General features: G+C 75.6%; 15 protein-coding genes. 3 read left to right on the top strand and 12 right to left on the bottom strand.

Translation table 11 applies throughout. The annotated features are described in order from the left end of the window. From KDL28_RS12600 to KDL28_RS12590, 3 genes are all read right to left on the bottom strand, one after another. Positions 1–487: polyadenylate-specific 3'-exoribonuclease AS (locus KDL28_RS12600; protein ID WP_252438046.1), on the bottom strand; the 487-nt coding region annotated here is incomplete at its 3' end. Positions 488–643: 156 nt separating this feature from the next. Continuing rightward, a complete protein-coding gene (locus KDL28_RS12595; protein ID WP_252438044.1) occupies positions 644–1,144 on the bottom strand; it encodes a hypothetical protein in 501 nt (166 codons plus the stop codon). Between the two features lie 215 nt (positions 1,145–1,359). Next, the gene (locus KDL28_RS12590) at positions 1,360–2,151 is read right to left on the bottom strand and encodes a lysophospholipid acyltransferase family protein (RefSeq protein ID WP_252438042.1); all 792 of its coding nucleotides are present in this window, start codon (positions 2,149–2,151) and stop codon (positions 1,360–1,362) included. Between the two features lie 212 nt (positions 2,152–2,363). Here KDL28_RS12590 and KDL28_RS12585 point away from each other — a divergent pair, with 212 nt between their 5' ends. Beyond that, positions 2,364–2,882 (top strand): DUF308 domain-containing protein, encoded by a 519-nt coding sequence (locus KDL28_RS12585; protein WP_252438040.1) that lies wholly within the window; start codon positions 2,364–2,366, stop codon positions 2,880–2,882. 766 nt (positions 2,883–3,648) lie between these two features. Here the strand turns inward: KDL28_RS12585 and KDL28_RS12580 are convergent. The 5 genes from KDL28_RS12580 to KDL28_RS12560 form a co-directional block, all read right to left on the bottom strand. Continuing rightward, positions 3,649–4,599, bottom strand: a complete 951-nt coding sequence (locus KDL28_RS12580; RefSeq protein WP_252438038.1) for an ROK family protein — start codon at positions 4,597–4,599, stop codon at positions 3,649–3,651. Beyond that, on the bottom strand, positions 4,596–4,958 hold the full coding sequence (locus KDL28_RS12575) for a hypothetical protein (protein ID WP_252438036.1): 363 nt from the start codon (positions 4,956–4,958) through the stop codon (positions 4,596–4,598). The genes KDL28_RS12580 and KDL28_RS12575 overlap by 4 nt, the downstream gene beginning before the upstream one ends. 66 nt (positions 4,959–5,024) lie before the next feature. After that, on the bottom strand, positions 5,025–6,248 hold the full coding sequence (locus tag KDL28_RS12570) for an ArsA family ATPase (RefSeq protein WP_252438034.1): 1,224 nt from the start codon (positions 6,246–6,248) through the stop codon (positions 5,025–5,027). Between the two features lie 23 nt (positions 6,249–6,271). After that, entirely contained in the window at positions 6,272–6,727 is a 456-nt protein-coding gene (locus tag KDL28_RS12565; protein ID WP_252438032.1) for an SRPBCC family protein, read from the bottom strand. Positions 6,728–6,781: 54 nt separating this feature from the next. After that, complete coding sequence (locus KDL28_RS12560) at positions 6,782–7,573, bottom strand: metallophosphoesterase family protein (RefSeq protein ID WP_252438030.1); 792 nt, start codon at positions 7,571–7,573, stop codon at positions 6,782–6,784. 158 nt (positions 7,574–7,731) lie between these two features. Here KDL28_RS12560 and KDL28_RS12555 point away from each other — a divergent pair, with 158 nt between their 5' ends. After that, positions 7,732–9,573 carry an AMP-dependent synthetase/ligase gene (locus tag KDL28_RS12555; protein WP_252438028.1) on the top strand — a complete coding sequence of 614 codons (1,842 nt, stop codon included), beginning with the start codon at positions 7,732–7,734 and terminating at the stop codon, positions 9,571–9,573. Between the two features lie 24 nt (positions 9,574–9,597). Here KDL28_RS12555 and KDL28_RS12550 read toward each other — a convergent pair whose 3' ends face one another. The 4 genes from KDL28_RS12550 to KDL28_RS12535 form a co-directional block, all read right to left on the bottom strand. Beyond that, a complete protein-coding gene (locus KDL28_RS12550) occupies positions 9,598–10,785 on the bottom strand; it encodes a glycosyltransferase family 4 protein (RefSeq protein WP_252438026.1) in 1,188 nt (395 codons plus the stop codon). Positions 10,786–10,897: 112 nt separating this feature from the next. Beyond that, complete coding sequence (locus KDL28_RS41480) at positions 10,898–11,965, bottom strand: C40 family peptidase (RefSeq protein WP_252438024.1); 1,068 nt, start codon at positions 11,963–11,965, stop codon at positions 10,898–10,900. Positions 11,966–12,215: 250 nt separating this feature from the next. Further along, complete coding sequence (locus KDL28_RS12540; RefSeq protein WP_252438022.1) at positions 12,216–12,485, bottom strand: hypothetical protein; 270 nt, start codon at positions 12,483–12,485, stop codon at positions 12,216–12,218. Between the two features lie 115 nt (positions 12,486–12,600). Continuing rightward, entirely contained in the window at positions 12,601–14,022 is a 1,422-nt protein-coding gene (locus tag KDL28_RS12535) for an NYN domain-containing protein (protein ID WP_252438020.1), read from the bottom strand. 118 nt (positions 14,023–14,140) lie between these two features. Between KDL28_RS12535 and KDL28_RS12530 the strand changes: the two genes are divergently transcribed. Further along, positions 14,141–15,883: a DEDD exonuclease domain-containing protein gene (locus KDL28_RS12530; RefSeq protein ID WP_252438018.1), complete on the top strand. Its 1,743-nt coding sequence runs from the start codon at positions 14,141–14,143 to the stop codon at positions 15,881–15,883. Positions 15,884–15,918 lie beyond the last annotated feature (35 nt).

Here is a 15,918-nt window from a genome sequence, read left to right as displayed (position 1 = left end):
ACCGCGCGGCCACCGCCGACTCGATCGCCTCCCACCGGCGCAGGTTGAGCCGGGCGTCCGCCAGCGCGTCGTGCGCGTCGGGGGTGGGCGGCGGCAGCGGCGGGCGCCCCGCGTCCTCCCAGCGCTGCCGCAGCTCGCGGGTGAACCGCGGGAGCGGGCGCGGGAGCGCAGGCATCGCCCCCCACAGCTGGCACAGCGCCACGTGGTCGTAGGCCGCGATCCAGGCCCACAACTCGATGTCCCCCGGCGCCGAGGTGAGGAACTCCAGCAGGTCGGCGCGCAGCCGCTGGCGGGAGCGCCAGGCCTGGTCGGCGTGCGCGGGCAGCTTCGGCAGCACGTTGGCCCGCACCCACGGTCCGGCCCGCTCCGGGTCGAACTCCGTCGACACGGCGTAGAACTCCCGGCCGTCCTCGCCGACCACGCCGATCGACACCAGGTCGATCGTCACGCCGTCCTCGATGAACTCGCAATCGTAGAAGAACCGCATACCCGTCCTGTTTCGCAGGTCAGCCCAGTGGCCCGGCTCCGGGATCGGAGTCGGGCCACTGGTGACCGTAGACGGCGTGCCGACCGGGTGCAGCGGGCCGGGGGTGCGGGCCACCGGCACCGGTCCAGGACCGGGGACCAGCAGCACGCGGTGAGCTCAGTTGTCGGTGCCGAGGGTCTCGTCGACGGTCCCGTTGCCGGGCCTGATCCCGCCGCCGGGCGTGTTCTCGTCGTCGTTCTCGCCCCCGTCGTCGTCTTCGTCTTCCTCGTCGTCAGGGGCGTTGTTCCCGCCGTTCTGACCACCACCACCGTTGGCCGGCGGCTCCTCCTCGTCCTCCTCTTCCTCCTCCTCGACCGGCTGCTGGACCGGAGCGGGAGGCGGAACGACCACCGGAGCCGGCGGCGGGGGTGGCGGAGGGGGTGGCGGCGGAGGCGGCACCGTCGTGCGCCGCACCACCACCGGCGGCTTCGTCGTGACCTCCGCCTTCTCGATCTCGGGCGTCGCCGTCGGGGAGGCCACCAGCGTCGCCGAGGGGCGCGGCGGCAGCACCGGCAGGCTCAACGACGACGCGGGCAGGGAGGGGGCCTCGACGCCGCGCAGGGACGCCGACCAGGCCGATGTCGCACCCAGCACGATCCCGGCGACTACCGCGAACACCGCCCACGGAGCGAGCCTCGTCAGGAAGCTGCTGCTCGACCGGCTCGGGGAAGGCCGGGTGGACCGCTCGGTAACCGCTGGCACGATCGTGGTGGGGACATCGCCGGATGATGGGGAGTCATACCGTCGAACCACGTGGGAATGTCTAACCCACGGGTAACCGCGTTACCAACTCGGGGTCCATATCACCCGTTCAGACCAGCATAATCACTCGATCAGGTTCCGGTGGCCGGACTCTTGGGCGCCTCCGGCGCGCCCTTCCCGACGTCCTGCGCGGAGCCCGCTTCCAGGTCCTTCCGCACGCCCTCGCGGGCGTCCTGCCGGGCCGCCTTCGCCGCGCGCTCCTTGACCGACGCCGCGTACATGTCGACGTAGGTCTGGCCGGTCAGCTCCATGAGCGCGTACATGATCTCGTCGGTCATCGAGCGCTCGATGAACCGGTCGCCCGCCATCCCGGCGTAGCGGGAGAAGTCGAGGGGTCGACCCACCCGGATGTGCACCTTGCGCGGGCGCCACATCCGCGACCCGATGGGGTTGACCTTGTCGGTGCCGATCATCGCCACCGGCACGACCGGCACCCCGGCCTCCAGGCACATCCGGGCCACCCCGGTCTTTCCCTTGTAGAGCCGCCCGTCGGGCGAGCGGGTGCCCTCCGGGTAGATGCCCAGCAGCTTGTCCTCGCGCAGCAGCCGCACGGCCGTGTCCATCGCGGCCTGCGCCGCCGACCCGCTGGCCCGGTCGATCGGGACCTGCCCGACCCCGGAGAAGAACAGCTTCTTGAACCACCCGACCAGCCCCGGCTGCGTGAAGTACTCGCGCTTGGCCAGGAACGTGATGCGCCGCGGCACCAGCAGCGGCAGGAAGAACGAGTCGGCCACGGCCAGGTGGTTGCTGGCCAGGATGGCGCCACCACGCTCCGGGATGTGCTCGAGGCCCTCGATGGTCGGCCGGAAGAACAGCCGGAGCAGCGGACCGAGGAGCACGAACTTGGACCACCAGTACAGCACCCGGGCGTGCCCCCTCCAGATCGACGGCGACAGCCTACGGAGGGTCCACCGACCGGACAACGGCGAGCCGGATCGGTGATTGCTACCTCCGGTCGCGCGCAACCCCTCCTGCTGGAGCCTGGACCGTGAAAGGATGGGGGTGGGTCGCGCCGCTCCCCGACGCGACGGCCAGTGCGCGGCGCCGGTCGTGGACGACATGCCAGGAGGGCAGCGTGAACTCCGGTTCCGACGAGCGCCCGCAGCCGAGCGGCGGCGGGCGGGCTCCCGACGAGTTCGACGCCATCGTGGCGGCCTGGCGCCGGGAGGGCCCCGTCCCGGTCTGGCCCGACGACGACCTGTTCGCCGAGTCGGCGCCCGCCGCCGACAAGGAGACCGGTCCCGACCTCGACACCCCCACCGCGCCCACCCCCGCGGCGGCCACCGGCCCCGTCCCGCCGCCGAGCGGCCCGCGCGACCACTCCCCGCCCACCCGCCCCGAGGACGAGCACTACATCCCCCCGGAGCCACCCCCTCTGCCCCGCCTCGGCCCCCCGGCCATCGTGGGGCTGGTGCTGCTGGGGCTGGGCCTGCTGCTGGTCCTGGTCCCCGGCTGGCTCGGGGTGGGGCCGGCCTACGGCCTACCCCTCGGCCTGCTCACCCTGGCCGCCGGCCTCGGCTGGCTGGTCCTGCGCCTCTGGCCCGACCCACCCACTCCCCCGCGGGACGGCGACGACGACGGCGCCGTCATCTGACGGTCGCGCCCGCCCTCGGGTGGGCTGGTCCGGCGCCTCCGGCGCGCCCACGACCGGGCCCGGGGCGGTCCCGAGGCCAGCCGGCCGTCTTCGCAGACCCGGCCTGGTCCTCGCAGGGCGCACGGCATCTGCGAAGACCCCACAGACCCTGCGACGTGGCTGAGGGCCCCGCCGCGGGAGATCAACACGGTCGGGAGCGACCTGAGCGGCTCCCCACCAGCCCATGATCACCAGTTGGGGGACATGAGCCGCACTGGAGCGGCGAATGTCCCCCAACTCGCCCAGCCCCCGACATCCGGGGTGATCCATTCGCGCGAGATCGACCCCATCGGGCTCCGAGACGCCGCCTAGCCCGACCACGTCGATCTCGCGACAGAACCCAACCTGAGCACCCCCACCGGACCTCCACCCAGGGTCCTCCCCCCAGCCCCCTGCCGTCACGTCGGCGCGCGCAGCGCCGGCACGAAAGTGCTGGCCCCCGCCACCCCCACCCAACGCGCCCAGCCGCACCAAGCTGGCGGGGGCCAGGACTTTCGTGCTGCCCTCAGGGGCCGACGGGACGGTAGGGGGCGACCCCTGCTCAGAGGTCGCCCGCCGCGCAGGCGCCGCCGGAGGCCCCGACCAGCCCACCCGAAGCGAAGCCAGGACGCTGCGAACGCCCTGCCGAAGACCCCCGAACCAGCCACCCGAGCCCGAGCCGAACCCACCACGAAGGCCCTGCCGAACGCACCCGAACCCGAGCCGGCCCCAGCCCAACCGGGGAGCCTCACTCCGTGAGCGCCTCCCGCGCCAACCGCGCCGCCCCCACCACCGCCGCCGAGTCCCCCAGCTGCGCGGTGCGGATCCGGAACAGCGGCCGCCGCCCGGCGCCGGTCACCATCCTGGCGTAGTGCTCCCGGGCCTCGTCGAGGAACAGCGGCGCGGACTCCGACACCCCGCCGCCGATCACCACCAGCTCGGGGTCGAACACGTCGGCCACCAGCGCCAGCCCGGTGCCGAGCCAACGGGCGAGCTCGTCCATCGCCTCGCAGGCGACCGTGTCGCCCTCGCGGGCCGCGGCGGCGACGCGCTGGCCGGTGACCAGGCCGGGGTCCGAGCGCACGAGCCTGCGCAGCACCGGGGAGCGGCGGCCGTTGCGGGCCAGCAGTTCGACGGCCGTGGCGGCGAGGGCGGTGCCGCTGCAGTAGCGCTCCCAGCACCCGTTCTTGCCGCACGGGCACGGCCGGCCCTCGGGGACGACGGGGAGGTGCCCCAGTTCGGGGGCGACGCCGAAGGCGCCCCGGTAGACCTGCCCGTCGAGCAGCAGGGCCGAGCCGATGCCGGTGCCGATGGCGATGAAGACGACCGTCGCCGCGCCTGCGGCGGCGCCGAAGTGCCGCTCGGCGAGGGCGGCGGCGTTGGCGTCGTGCTCGACGACGACGGGCAGCCCGACGAGGTCGGCGATGCGGTCGGCGACCGGGGCGTCGCGCCAGGACAGGTGCGGCGCGAACCGCACCCCCCGCCGGTCGGGGGTGATGAAGCCGGCCAGTGCGAGCCCGACGGCGCCGACCGGGTACCGCTCGGCGAGCTCGCCGACGACCCGGGCCAGCGCGGCCTCCAGGGCGCCGTCACTGCGGGGGGTGGGGGTGCGGGCGGTGTCGAGGATGGTGCCGTCGGCGTCGACGACCCCGGCCCGCACGCTCGTGCCCCCGACGTCGACGCCGACGGTCAGCTTCACCGCGCCGCCCGGGGCCGCTCGACGTGGATGCGCTGCACCTGCCGGGTCGGTTGCGGGGTGGGCGGCTCGGGCGGCTCGGCCGGGCGCGGGGGCGGGTCGCCCTCCTCGAGCGCGGCGCGCAGCGCGGCCAGCATCCCGGCGGCCTGCTCGGCGACCCGCGCGGCCAGCTCGGGGTGGTCGCGGCGCACGGCCGCGACCACCGCGCACACCGGGCAGGCCCCGCAGGCCGTGCCCGGTTCGTCCACGCCGTCGCGGACCCGTTCGAGCGCGGGTTCGAGCCGGTCCAGCACGTCCACCGCGACGGCCCGCACCTCGGCACCCAGCCCGGCGTGCCCGGCACAGCCCTCCTGCGTCCTCAACCCCGGCCTCTCGTCACCGCGCACCCGTCGTGCCCGTCATGGGCCAGTACCCGCCTGGGCGACCACTCACCGTATCCACAGCGCCGGATCCGGGACGAACACCACGCACAGGTCGTCGCCCTCCAGCCGGGCGGAGGTCACCTGGCAGCGGCGCAGCGCGGCGGGCAGGGCGACCATCCGCCGGGTGGCGCCGGCCGTCACGGCCAGCTCGTCGCCGACGCGGGTGAGGTCCAGCGGGCCCGCGTCGGCGCCGGGCAGGCGCAGCACCAGCTCGAAGCGCGAGTCGGTCGAGGTGCCGGCGCCCGCGGTGCGCCGCACGGCGAGCAGCGGCGGTCCGGGGACGCCCGCGGCCATCGGGTCGGTGTCGCCGTAGAGCGAGTCGGCGAGCTCCAGCAGCGCCGGGACGCCGGTCGGTTCGCCCGCGGCGTGCTCGGCGGTGTGCAGCGGCACGGCCAGCCCGGCCAGCTCGACCAGCACGGCCTGCTGCTCGCCGTGGCGCTGGCGCAGCCACCGGGCGGCCGGTCCGCGCAGCGACGCGGGCGGCCCCGGGACCACCCGGTTGGCCACCAGCCCGTCGACGCGCAGGCCGTGCAGCGCGAGCGCGGTCAGCGTGCGGCGGGTCTCCGCGGCGACGACCCGCTCCGGGGTGAGCACCAGCCGGATCGAGGTGCGCTCGTGGTCGGCGAGCATGGCGCGCAGCCCGCTGAGCTGCTCGGCCAGCGCGTCCAGCGCGTCGATGGTGCCGTCCCAGGCCGGGGCCGCGTCGCGGCCGGCGCCGGCCAGGCCGGCCAGCAGCCCGCGCACGGCCCGCCGGTGTGCGGGGAAGAGGCGCTCCAGGTAGCCGGAGATGGCCTCGGGCAGCCCCAGCAGGCGCAGCGTCTCGGCGGTCGGCCCGCAGTCGACGACCACGACCTCCCACGGCCCGCTCTCGGCGGCCCGGCGCACCTCCCCCAGCGCGAGCAGGTCCTCCACGCCGGGCAGCACGGTGAGCTCGTCGGCCACCAGCTCGTCGACGCCCGCGCCGGCCAGCACCGTGCGCAGGTGGCCCTGCATGCGGGCCCACGACTCGTCGAGCAGGGCGTGGGTGTCGACGTGCGCGGCGAACAGCCCCGCCTCCAGCTCGACCGGCTCGTGGCCGAGGTCGGCCTCCAGGGCGTCGCCGAGCGAGTGGGCCGGGTCGGTGGAGACCACCAGCGCCTTGCGCCCGCCGCGGGCGAGCCGGGCCGCGGTGGCCGCGGCCAGGGTCGTCTTGCCGACACCCCCCTTGCCGGTGAACAGCACGACGCGCACGGGGCAGAGGGTAGCCGCAGGTCTCAGGCGGGTCGGCTGGCGGACCCGCCCTCGACCCGGCGCTTGAGGCCCTTCAGCGCGGTGTCGATGATGACCTTCTCCGCCTTGCGCCGCAGCATGCCGATCATGGGGATGTTCAGGTCGACGGCCAGCGAGTACGTCACGGTGGTCTCGTCGGCGCCGCCTTCGAGCACGTAGGAGCCCTTCTGCGCCTTCTGGATCTGGCCCTTGACCAGCGTCCAGCTCACCGAGCGGCCGTCGGGCGCCCAGGTGTAGTCGAGCGTGTAGTTGTCCTTGATCGGCCCGGCGTCCATGGCGAACTTCACGCGCTCGGCGCGGCCGGCGGCGTCCTCGCTGAGCACCTCGGCGCTCGTCACCTGGTCCGCCCACTCCGGGTAGGCCTCGAAGTCGGCGATGACCGCCATCACGCGCTCGGCGCCGGCGGCGATGACGATGGAGGAGGAGGTTGCGTCGGCCATGCGCCGGAGGTTACCGGGGGGTCGGCGTCCTGCCCTGTCGTGGCGGGCGGGGCGTCACCACCGCAGCACGTACGGGGCACCGGTGCGGCGGAAGTAGCCGACGTTGACGCACTCGGTGCGGTCGACGCGCACGCGCGCGGCGAGCGGCTGGTGGACGTGCCCGAACAGCGCCGCCCGGGGCCGGTCGCGGGCGACGACCTCGCGCAACGCCACCGAGGACGTCTCCGGCCTGCGGGTGACCACGTCGTAGGCCAGCTCGGCGACGGCGGGCGGCACGTGGCTGCACAGCACGTCGACGTCGACCAGCGCGCGGACGGCGGCGTCGTACTCCGCCTGCGGGCGCAGGTCGGGCGTCCACGCGCTGGGCACGGAGCCCGGACGGCGCCCCGGCGGCAGCGGCGCCCCACCCGCGAAGCCGAACCGCAGCCCGCCGATCTCGACGACCTGGCCGTCGGGCTGGCACAGGCCGGGCCTGCGGTACCCGGGCCACAGCCGGGCCACGTCGACGTTGCCGGGGATCGCCCAGGTCGGGGTGGTCATGGCGGCGAACAGCCGGTCGTACTGCTCGCGGAGGGCCTCGTCGATCACGGCCTCGGCGTCCGGCACGGCCGCCCAGGCCTCGCGCGCGTAGGCGAGGAGCTCACCGCGGGCGCCCGAACGGCGCAGCAGCGCGAACCGGGCGCTCACCGCGGGCCCGAGCACCCGCCCGACGATCCCGCCCGCGGGGTCGGCGTAGTCGATGAAGTCGATCAGGTCGCCGAGCACGACCAGCGCGTCCGCGCCCTCGCCCGCGCGGGCCAGCGCGTCGGCGGCGCCGTGCACGTCGGAGACCACGTGCACGCGCATGTGATCAGCCTACGGTCCGCCCGCGGCGGCCGTTCGCCCGCCGCGCGGCGTCCCGGCCCGGCGGATCGGACGAATCGGACCCCGCTCAGGCCCTGACACGGAGCGCAACCGACGGGTAGGTTGCGCTGAACCACAGCCAGTGCCGGCCAGGAGGTCCAGTGCGCGAGTACAGCGTTCCTGCCACCGTGCGTGTCGAGGACGGCGAGAGCCTCGTCGACGCCGTGTTCGAGAACGCGGCCGCGCACTCCGACTCGACCGTCTACCGCAGGCGCGGGGACGGCGGCGCGTGGACCGACGTCACCGCCGCCGCGTTCGCCGACGACGTCACCGCGGTGGCCAGGGGCCTCATCGCGGCGGGGGTCGGCGCGGGCGACCGGGTCGCCCTGCTCTCGCGCACCCGCTACGAGTGGACCCTGTTCGACTACGCGATCCTCGCCGTCGGTGGGGTCACCGTGCCGATCTACGAGACGTCCTCGGCCGAGCAGGTGAGCTGGATCCTGAACGACTCCGAGGCGGTCGCGATCGTCGTCGAGTCGGGCAAGCACCGCGGGGTCGTCGAGTCGGTCTCCGACGGCATCCCCGGCCTGCGCCGGATCTGGCAGATCGACCCGCCGGACGGCGCCCCCGGCGGGCCCGGCGCAGTCGGCGAGCTGGTGGCGCTGGGCGCCGACACCCCCGCGTCGGAGGTCGAGGCCCGGCGCGCGGCCGTGCGCGCCGACGACCTGGCCACCCTGATCTACACCTCGGGCACGACGGGCCGACCCAAGGGCTGCGAGCTGACCCACCGCAACCTGCTCACCGAGGTCAAGGCCGTGGTCGGGATGCTGCCCGAGCTGCTGACCTTCAGCGGCTCGGTGCTGCTGTTCCTGCCGCTGGCCCACGTCTTCGGCAAGGTCATCCAGTGCGGCGCGCTCTACAGCCGCACGGTCGTCGGGCACACCTCCGACGTCTCCGACCTGCTCGGCGACCTGCAGACCTTCAAGCCCACCTTCCTGCTGGCCGTGCCGCGCGTGTTCGAGAAGGTCTACAACTCCGCACGCCAGCGCGCCCACAACGACGGCAAGGGCAAGATCTTCGACGCCGCCGCCGACACGGCCATCAGCTGGTCGCAGGCCAAGGACAGCGGCGGTCCGTCGCTCGGTCTGCGCCTCAAGCACGCCGTGTTCGACCGGCTCGTCTACGGCAAGCTGCGGGCCGCCGTCGGCGGCGAGGTGGTGGCCGCGGTGTCGGGCAGCGCCCCCCTCGGCGCCCGCCTCGGGCACTTCTTCCGCGGCGTCGGGCTGCCCGTGCTCGAGGGCTACGGCCTCACCGAGACCTCCGCGGGCATCACCCTCAACACCCTCGCCGCGCAGCGCGTCGGGAGCGTCGGGCGGCCCGTCCCCGGCCACGGCGTCCGCATCGCGGAGGACGGCGAGATCCTGCTCAGCGGACCGATCGTGTTCCGCGGCTACTGGAAGAACGAGGCGGCGACGGCCGAGGCCATCGAGGACGGCTGGTTCCACAGCGGCGACATCGGCGAGCTGGACGACGGCGGCTTCCTGACCATCACCGGCCGCAAGAAGGAGATCATCGTGACGGCCGGGGGCAAGAACGTCGCCCCCGCCGTCCTCGAGGACCGGCTGCGGGCGAACGCGCTGGTCAGCCAGTGCATGGTCGTCGGCGACGGGCAGCCCTTCGTCGCCGCCCTGGTCACCGTCGACCCGGAGGCCCTGCCCGGCTGGCGCGAGCGCAACGGCAAGCCGGCCGGCGACGGCGTCGCCGACCTGGTCGACGACGCCGACCTGCGCGCCGAGATCGCGGCCGCGGTGGAGGACGCCAACAAGGCGGTCTCGCGGGCCGAGCAGATCCGCGAGTTCCGCGTGCTGCCCAACGACTTCAGCGAGGAGGGCGGGGAGATGACCCCGACGCTGAAGGTGAAGCGCGCGGTCGTGGCCAAGCTCTACGCCGAGGAGATCTCCGGCATCTACGCCGGCACGAAGCGCGACGCGGCACGCGACTGACCCCGTCGAGGACGGCGCCCGGGATCAGCCCGGGCGCTGTTGATCGTCGGCGCCGTCCTCGACGCTCTCGTCCCACCCCGCCCGCGTACCGCCGAGCAGGGTCGACAGCGTCCGCGCCCGGTCCGGCCAGGTCCAGGCCTCCCGCATCCACCTGCGGCCGGCGGCGCCCATCGCGGCGGCGCGGTCGGGGTCGGCCAGGAGGGCGACGAGGGCGGCCGTGGGGGCGGCGGGGGTGCGGGCGTCGACGACGTGGCCCGTCTCGCCGTCCCGGACGGCCTCCGGCGCCCCGCCCGACCGGCCCACCACCACCGGCAGCCCGCTGGCCGCCGCCTCCAGCGACACGATCCCCAGGCCCTCGACGTCCAGGCCGCCGCCGCGGGTCCGGCAGGGCAGCGCGAAGACGTCGCCGACGGCGTGGTGGGCCGGGAGTTCCGCGGCCGGGACGGCGCCGGTGAACACCACGTGCTCGGCCACGCCGTGGGCGGCGGCCAGGCGCTGCAGGCGGGACCGGTCGGGCCCGTCGCCGACCAGCAGCAGCCGCGTGCCCCCGACGGCCGAGCGGACGTCGCGCAGGGCCCGCACCAGCACGTCCTGGCCCTTGCGCGCGACCAGCCGGGACACGCACACGACCACCGGCGCCTCCCCCAGGCCGTAGCGCCGCCGCAGCGCCGCCCGGGCGGCGGGGTCGGGCCGGAACACGTCGGCGTCGACGGCGGGCGGCAGCAGCTCCAGGGCGGCGGTCGGACCGAAGGCGGCGCTCACTCGGCGGCGGGTGTAGGCCGAGACGGTGCTCACCGCGTCGGCGTCGCGGCCGATCCGGCGCAGGACCCGGCGGGCGCCGGGCAGCATCGACCAGCCGACCTCGTGGCCGTGCGTGCTGGCGACCACGCGGGAGATGCCGGCGCGCCCGCGCAGGTGCGGGCCGAGCAGTGCCAGCGGGGCGGACGCGCCGAACCACACGGTCCGCGCGCCGTGCTCGCGGGCCAGCGCGGCCGCCCGTCGCGCGACCCCGGCGACGGGCAGCATCAGCGACGTCGGGTGCCGGTGCACCGGGTAGGCCCGCTGCCGGTCGAACTCCTCGGCGCCGGGCCAGGACGGGGCGTAGACGGCCAGCTCGCCGGCGGGCAGCCGGTCGGCCAGCTCCAGCAGGTAGTTCTGGATCCCCCCGGCGCGCGGGGGGAAGTCGTTGGTCACCAGGAGCGTCCGGTCCACCCGCGGACGGTAGGGCGGGCCCGCGCGGGTGGGTGGACCGGGCCGGGGATCGGGCGGCGGCCCGGCCTCGCGGCCGGCCGCCGCCCTCCCCGGGGGAGCGGACAGTTCCCTGCTAGATGCGCCTGGCCGTGGTGAAGTTGCCGCGGTTGACGTTGGCGTACTTGACGACGTCGCCGGTCTGCGGGGCGTTGATCATCTTGCCGTCGCCGACGTAGATGCCGACGTGGCTGATCGGCTGGTAGAAGAACACCAGGTCGCCCGGTTGCAGCTGCTCGAACGACACGGGGGTGCCGACGGTGGCCTGCTGGCGGCTCGCCCGCGGCAGGGAGATGCCGATCTGCTTGAACGACCAGGACGTCAGGCCGGAGCAGTCGAAGCGCTCGGGACCGTTGCCGCCGTAGAGGTAGGGCTGGCCGATCTTGGTCTGGGCGAACTTGATGGCCTGCACGCCGGCCCCGGACCCGCGGACCGGGCCGATCGGCGGGGCCACCTCGGGCCCGTTGGCCTCGCGGCGCTCCTGCGGGCTGAGCCGCTGCAGCAGCGCGTAGGCCTGGTCGATGCGCTCCTCGGCGGCCTTCTTGCGGACCGCGATCTCCTGCTCGGCGCGACCGGCCTCGTCGGCGGCGGCCTGCGCGCGGGCGGCGGCGGCGTCCGCGTCGGACTGGGCGGCGGCGGCGCGGTCGACGATCGCGGTGAGCTCGGTCAGCGCGCTGCGGTAGTCGGCGGAGAGCGTCTCCAGCGCCGACATCTGGTCCAGGAACTCCTGGGGCGAGTCGCTGGCCAGCAGGGCGTTGAACTGGTCGAGGGTGCCGCTCTCGAACGTCGACATGGCCAGCTGGTCGACCTCGACGCGGAAGCGCTCCTGGTCGGCGCGGGCGATGTCGGCGGCGACGCGGGCCGGTTCGACGGCCGCGCGCAGCGTGTCGGCCTCGCCGCGGCGGATCTCGAACTCGTCCTTGGCGTTGTGCCACTCCTCGGTGAGCGCCTCCGCCTCGCGCTGCACCTGCTGCAGCTGCGTCCGGGCGTCCTCGGCGTTGTCCGGTGGCGGCTGCAGGGGCTGGGCGAGGGCCGGCGCGCTGCTCAGCGTCACGGCCAGTAGTGCGGCCAGGGAGACGGTGACGACCGAAGCGATCCGACGGGACAGCCGCCTGCGCTCGGACGGGCTACGCCGTAGCGACACCACGCGGATGAGTCTCCCTCCGCATCGCCCACATAACCCCTCGATCGGAATATCGGGGTAGTCCGATCGGGGCAATATGCGTGACCTCGCAGCGCTACCCGCGTTTCGAATAGCGACCAACCGCGAAGCCTGGCGGAGATTACGGAGAGGTGTTCGAGGCGTCCAACGGCGCCCCGGGTCCCCATCGGGGGCGAGCGGTCACCCGACGGAGGCGAAGGGCGGACGACGAGCGCGGCCGTCCGGCCCTATCTCACCCTGCGTCGCGCATCGACTCCGATGAGTCGTCCGCGGCGCTCGCTCGGCGCGCCTCGGGGGCCACCAGTCGCAATCTCGGGATGAGGCCTTGATCTGCGAGCACGGCGATGGCCCGGCGTTCCGGTGCGTCGAGCTGCACCATCGGCGCGCCGGACGGCGCCTCCGGCTCCTCGGACGCGACCGCGGGGACCCCCATCAGCACCCCGATCACGCAGTCGCCGCAGGCCGCGCCGCGGACCTGGCATCTGTCGCAATCGATGATCATTCTCGGCTCCTCGACGTCCGGTGACGTTGACGATGCCGAACGTTAGGACCGACCACCGACAGTTTTCGTAGCCCGACTCGAACACCCGGTCGATCAGCGGGTGCCGATCGGCGGCTCAGGAGCGGACGAGCCGGCCCAGCAGGACCGCCGAGGGCACCGTGTGCGCGCCGCACTGGCGGACCGAGTCGACGACGGCGCGGTCGGACGTGGCCACCAGGACCGGACGGCCCTGCGGCTCGGCGGCGACGAGGTCGCGGATGACGTCGTCGGCCAGCACGCCGGCGTCGCTGAACAGCACGCGCACGCCCCGGGCGCCGCGGGTGGGCGCGGTGACCACGCCCGCGCCGTCGAAGACGACGGTGATCTCCACCCCGGTGCGCGCGGCCAGCGCGGCCAGCTGGCCGGCGAGGCGGGCGCGCTGGTCGGCCAGCGGCAGCTCGGGGTAGCCGGTCTTGCTGACGTTGTAGCCGTCGACGATCAGGTGCACCGACGGCACGCTGAGCACGGCGTCCAGGGCGGCGAGGGTGTCGGCCGCGCCGCCGGCGCGCCCGGTCGTCGCCCCGGCCACGAGGTCGGCCGGGCGCGGCCCGCCGCCGCCGATCGCCAGCTCGCGGCGCAGCCCGGTGACGGCCCCGCCGAGCGTGTCGAGCAGCAGCGACAGCCGCACCTCGTCGGCCTTGCGGGCCTCCCTCGCGGCCTGCCGGGCCGCTGCCACCTCGGCCGCGGCCCGGTCGGCGCGGCGCCGCTCGGCGGCGGCGCGCTCGCGCTCGCGCTCCAGCTGGGACCGCACCTCGGACAGCTCGGCGCCGGCCGCGCGCCGCACCTCTTCGACGGTCCGCTCGGCCTGGGCGCGGGCGTCGAGCGCGGAACGGAGCCGGGCGCCCTGCTCGGACACGCGCCTGCGCAGCTGCTGGTACTCGTGCTCGCGCTGGGCGCCCGCCGAGCGCTCGCGACTGCGCGACTCGCCCAGCTCACCGCGCAGCCGCTCCAGCTCGAGGGTCAGCTTGTCGACCCGCGACAGCGCGGCGTCGAGCTCGGCGCGCAGCTCGCCGACCTCGCCGCGGCGGGCGGCGGCCGACACGACGTGGGCCGCGGACGGGGCGCCGACCAGGACCGCGGCGGCGGCCGCGGTGAGCGGGTCGTCGGCGTCGGAGGCCAGCTCGGCCGCCAGCTCGCCCGGGCGGTGCTCGTCCCACCAGGCCACCACGTCGGCCCGGAACGCCGCCGAGCACGACAGCTCGGCGACCAGCGCCGCACCGCCGAGCTTGGCCCGCTTGGCCGGGTGGAACCGGGCCACCCTCCGCAGCGGGACGGGCAGCTGCGCGGGTGGGATGCCCGCGACGGCGGTGGCGGCCAGCTCGGCGAGCCGGGAGCGCACGGCGTCGGGGAGGCGGTCCCAGTCGACCGGGGTCGCATCGGCGCCGACGGGGGCGTCGGTGGGGGCGTCGGTGGGCTCGGGGCCGGCCGGACCGGCCTCGTCGTCGGTCGGGCGCACGTCCCTTACCCCGGGGGGTGGGGTGCTTTCCGCGCTCGACATCAGCCCAGGTTACTTGGGTAAGGGCCGGTCCACAGATGACGCGCGGCAGGCTGATCGATCCAGGGCGCTCCGACGCCCGTCGGGGTTCTGTCGGTGCGGCCGGTTAGCGTCCGCGCCCGTGCCCGAAGGAACGAACCGCGGCGCTCCCCAACTCTCCTTCGACGAGCTCGGCACCCCGCTGCGCGAGGTGACCTTCGTCGTGCTCGACCTGGAGACCACGGGCGGCTCCAACCGCACCGACGCGATCACCGAGATCGGCGCGGTCAAGGTGCGCGGCGGCGAGCGGATCGGCGAGTTGGCCACCCTGGTCGACCCGGGCACCGGGCTCGCCCCCCACATCGTCGCGCTCACCGGCATCACCACCGCCATGATCTCCGGTGCGCCGCGGCTGCCCGCCGTGCTGCCGGACGTGCTGGAGTTCCTGCGCGGCGCCGTGCTGGTGGCGCACAACGCCCCGTTCGACTCCGGCTTCCTGCGCGCGGCCTGCGAGCGCCACGGCCAGGTCTGGCCCCGGCCGCCGGTGCTGTGCACGGCCCGCCTCGCCCGCGCCGTGCTGCCCCACGACGAGGCCCCCAGCGTCCGGCTCGGGGCGCTGGCCCGGCTGTTCGGCACCGAGACCACCCCCACCCACCGGGCGCTGGCCGACGCCCGCGCCACCGTCGAGGTGCTGCACCGGCTGCTGGAGCGGGTCGGCAACCTCGGGGTGCAGAGCCTCGAGGAGCTGCTCGCGCTGACCCGCGAGTCGGCCCCGCACCGGCCGACGTCGGGGCAGCGGCGCAAGCGCGAGCTGGCCCGCGACGTGCCGTCGGCGCCGGGCGTGTACCTGTTCCGCGGGCCGCGCGACGAGGTGCTCTACGTCGGCACCAGCGGCGACCTGCACCGCCGCGTGCGCAGCTACTTCACCGCAGGCGAGCGCCGCCGCCGCATCCGCGACATGGTCGCGCTCGCCGAGCGCGTCGACACCGTCGTCTGCGCGCACGCGCTGGAGGCCGGGGTGCGCGAGCTGCGCCTCATCGCCGCCCACCAGCCGCGCTACAACCGCCGCTCGCGCCGGCCCCACCGGGGCTGGTGGGTCGTGCCCACCAGCGAGGCGTTCCCCCGGCTGTCGGTCGTCACCACCGCCCGCGACGGCGCGATGGGCCCGTTCCGCTCCCGCCAGGCCGCCGCCTCCGCGGTCGACACCCTGCTCGACGCGGTGCCGCTGCGCCCGTGCACCCAGCGGATCCCGGCCCGCGGCGCCGCCGCGACGCCGTGCGCGCTGCACGAGATCGGGCGCTGCGCGGCGCCGTGCGCCGGCCTGCAGACGCCCCAGGAGTACGAACCCGGCGTGCGCGCCCTGCGCGAGCTCACCGGCGGCGCCGACGACACCGCCCTGCGCAGGCTCGCCGACCGAGTCCACGACCTCGGCGAGCGCGGCCGCTTCGAGAAGGCCGCCACCCACCGCGACCAGCTGACCGGCCTGATCCTGGGCCTGCACCGCTCCCAGCGGCTGGCCGCGCTGGCCGCCATCACCGAGCTGGTGGGCGCCCGACCCGACGGCGCGGGCGGCTGGGAGGTCGCCGTCGTGCGCCACGGCCGCCTGGCCGCCGCCGGCGTCGCCCGCCGCGGCGTGCCCCCCATGCCGGTGATCGACGCCCTGTGCCTGGGCGCGCAGACCGTCCTGCCCGGCGACGGCCCGCTGCGCGGCGCCCCCGCCGATGAGGTGCACCTGCTGCACCGCTGGCTCACCACCGGCGGCACCCGGCTCGTCCGGGCCGACCCGGCGTGGGGAGAGCCCGCCCGCGGGGCCGCGTCGTGGCTGCCGTGGGCCGAGCGGGCGCGACCGGTGCGGGGTCATCCCGAGGAGGCGGGGCTCGACTAGCCCGCTCCGGCCCGCTCCGGGCCTGAGGACCACCG

Origin of the sequence: Pseudonocardia humida (assembly GCF_023898865.1) — a bacterium.
GTDB lineage: Bacteria > Actinomycetota > Actinomycetes > Mycobacteriales > Pseudonocardiaceae > Pseudonocardia > Pseudonocardia humida.
This window is presented reverse-complemented; position numbering and strand designations above follow the sequence as displayed.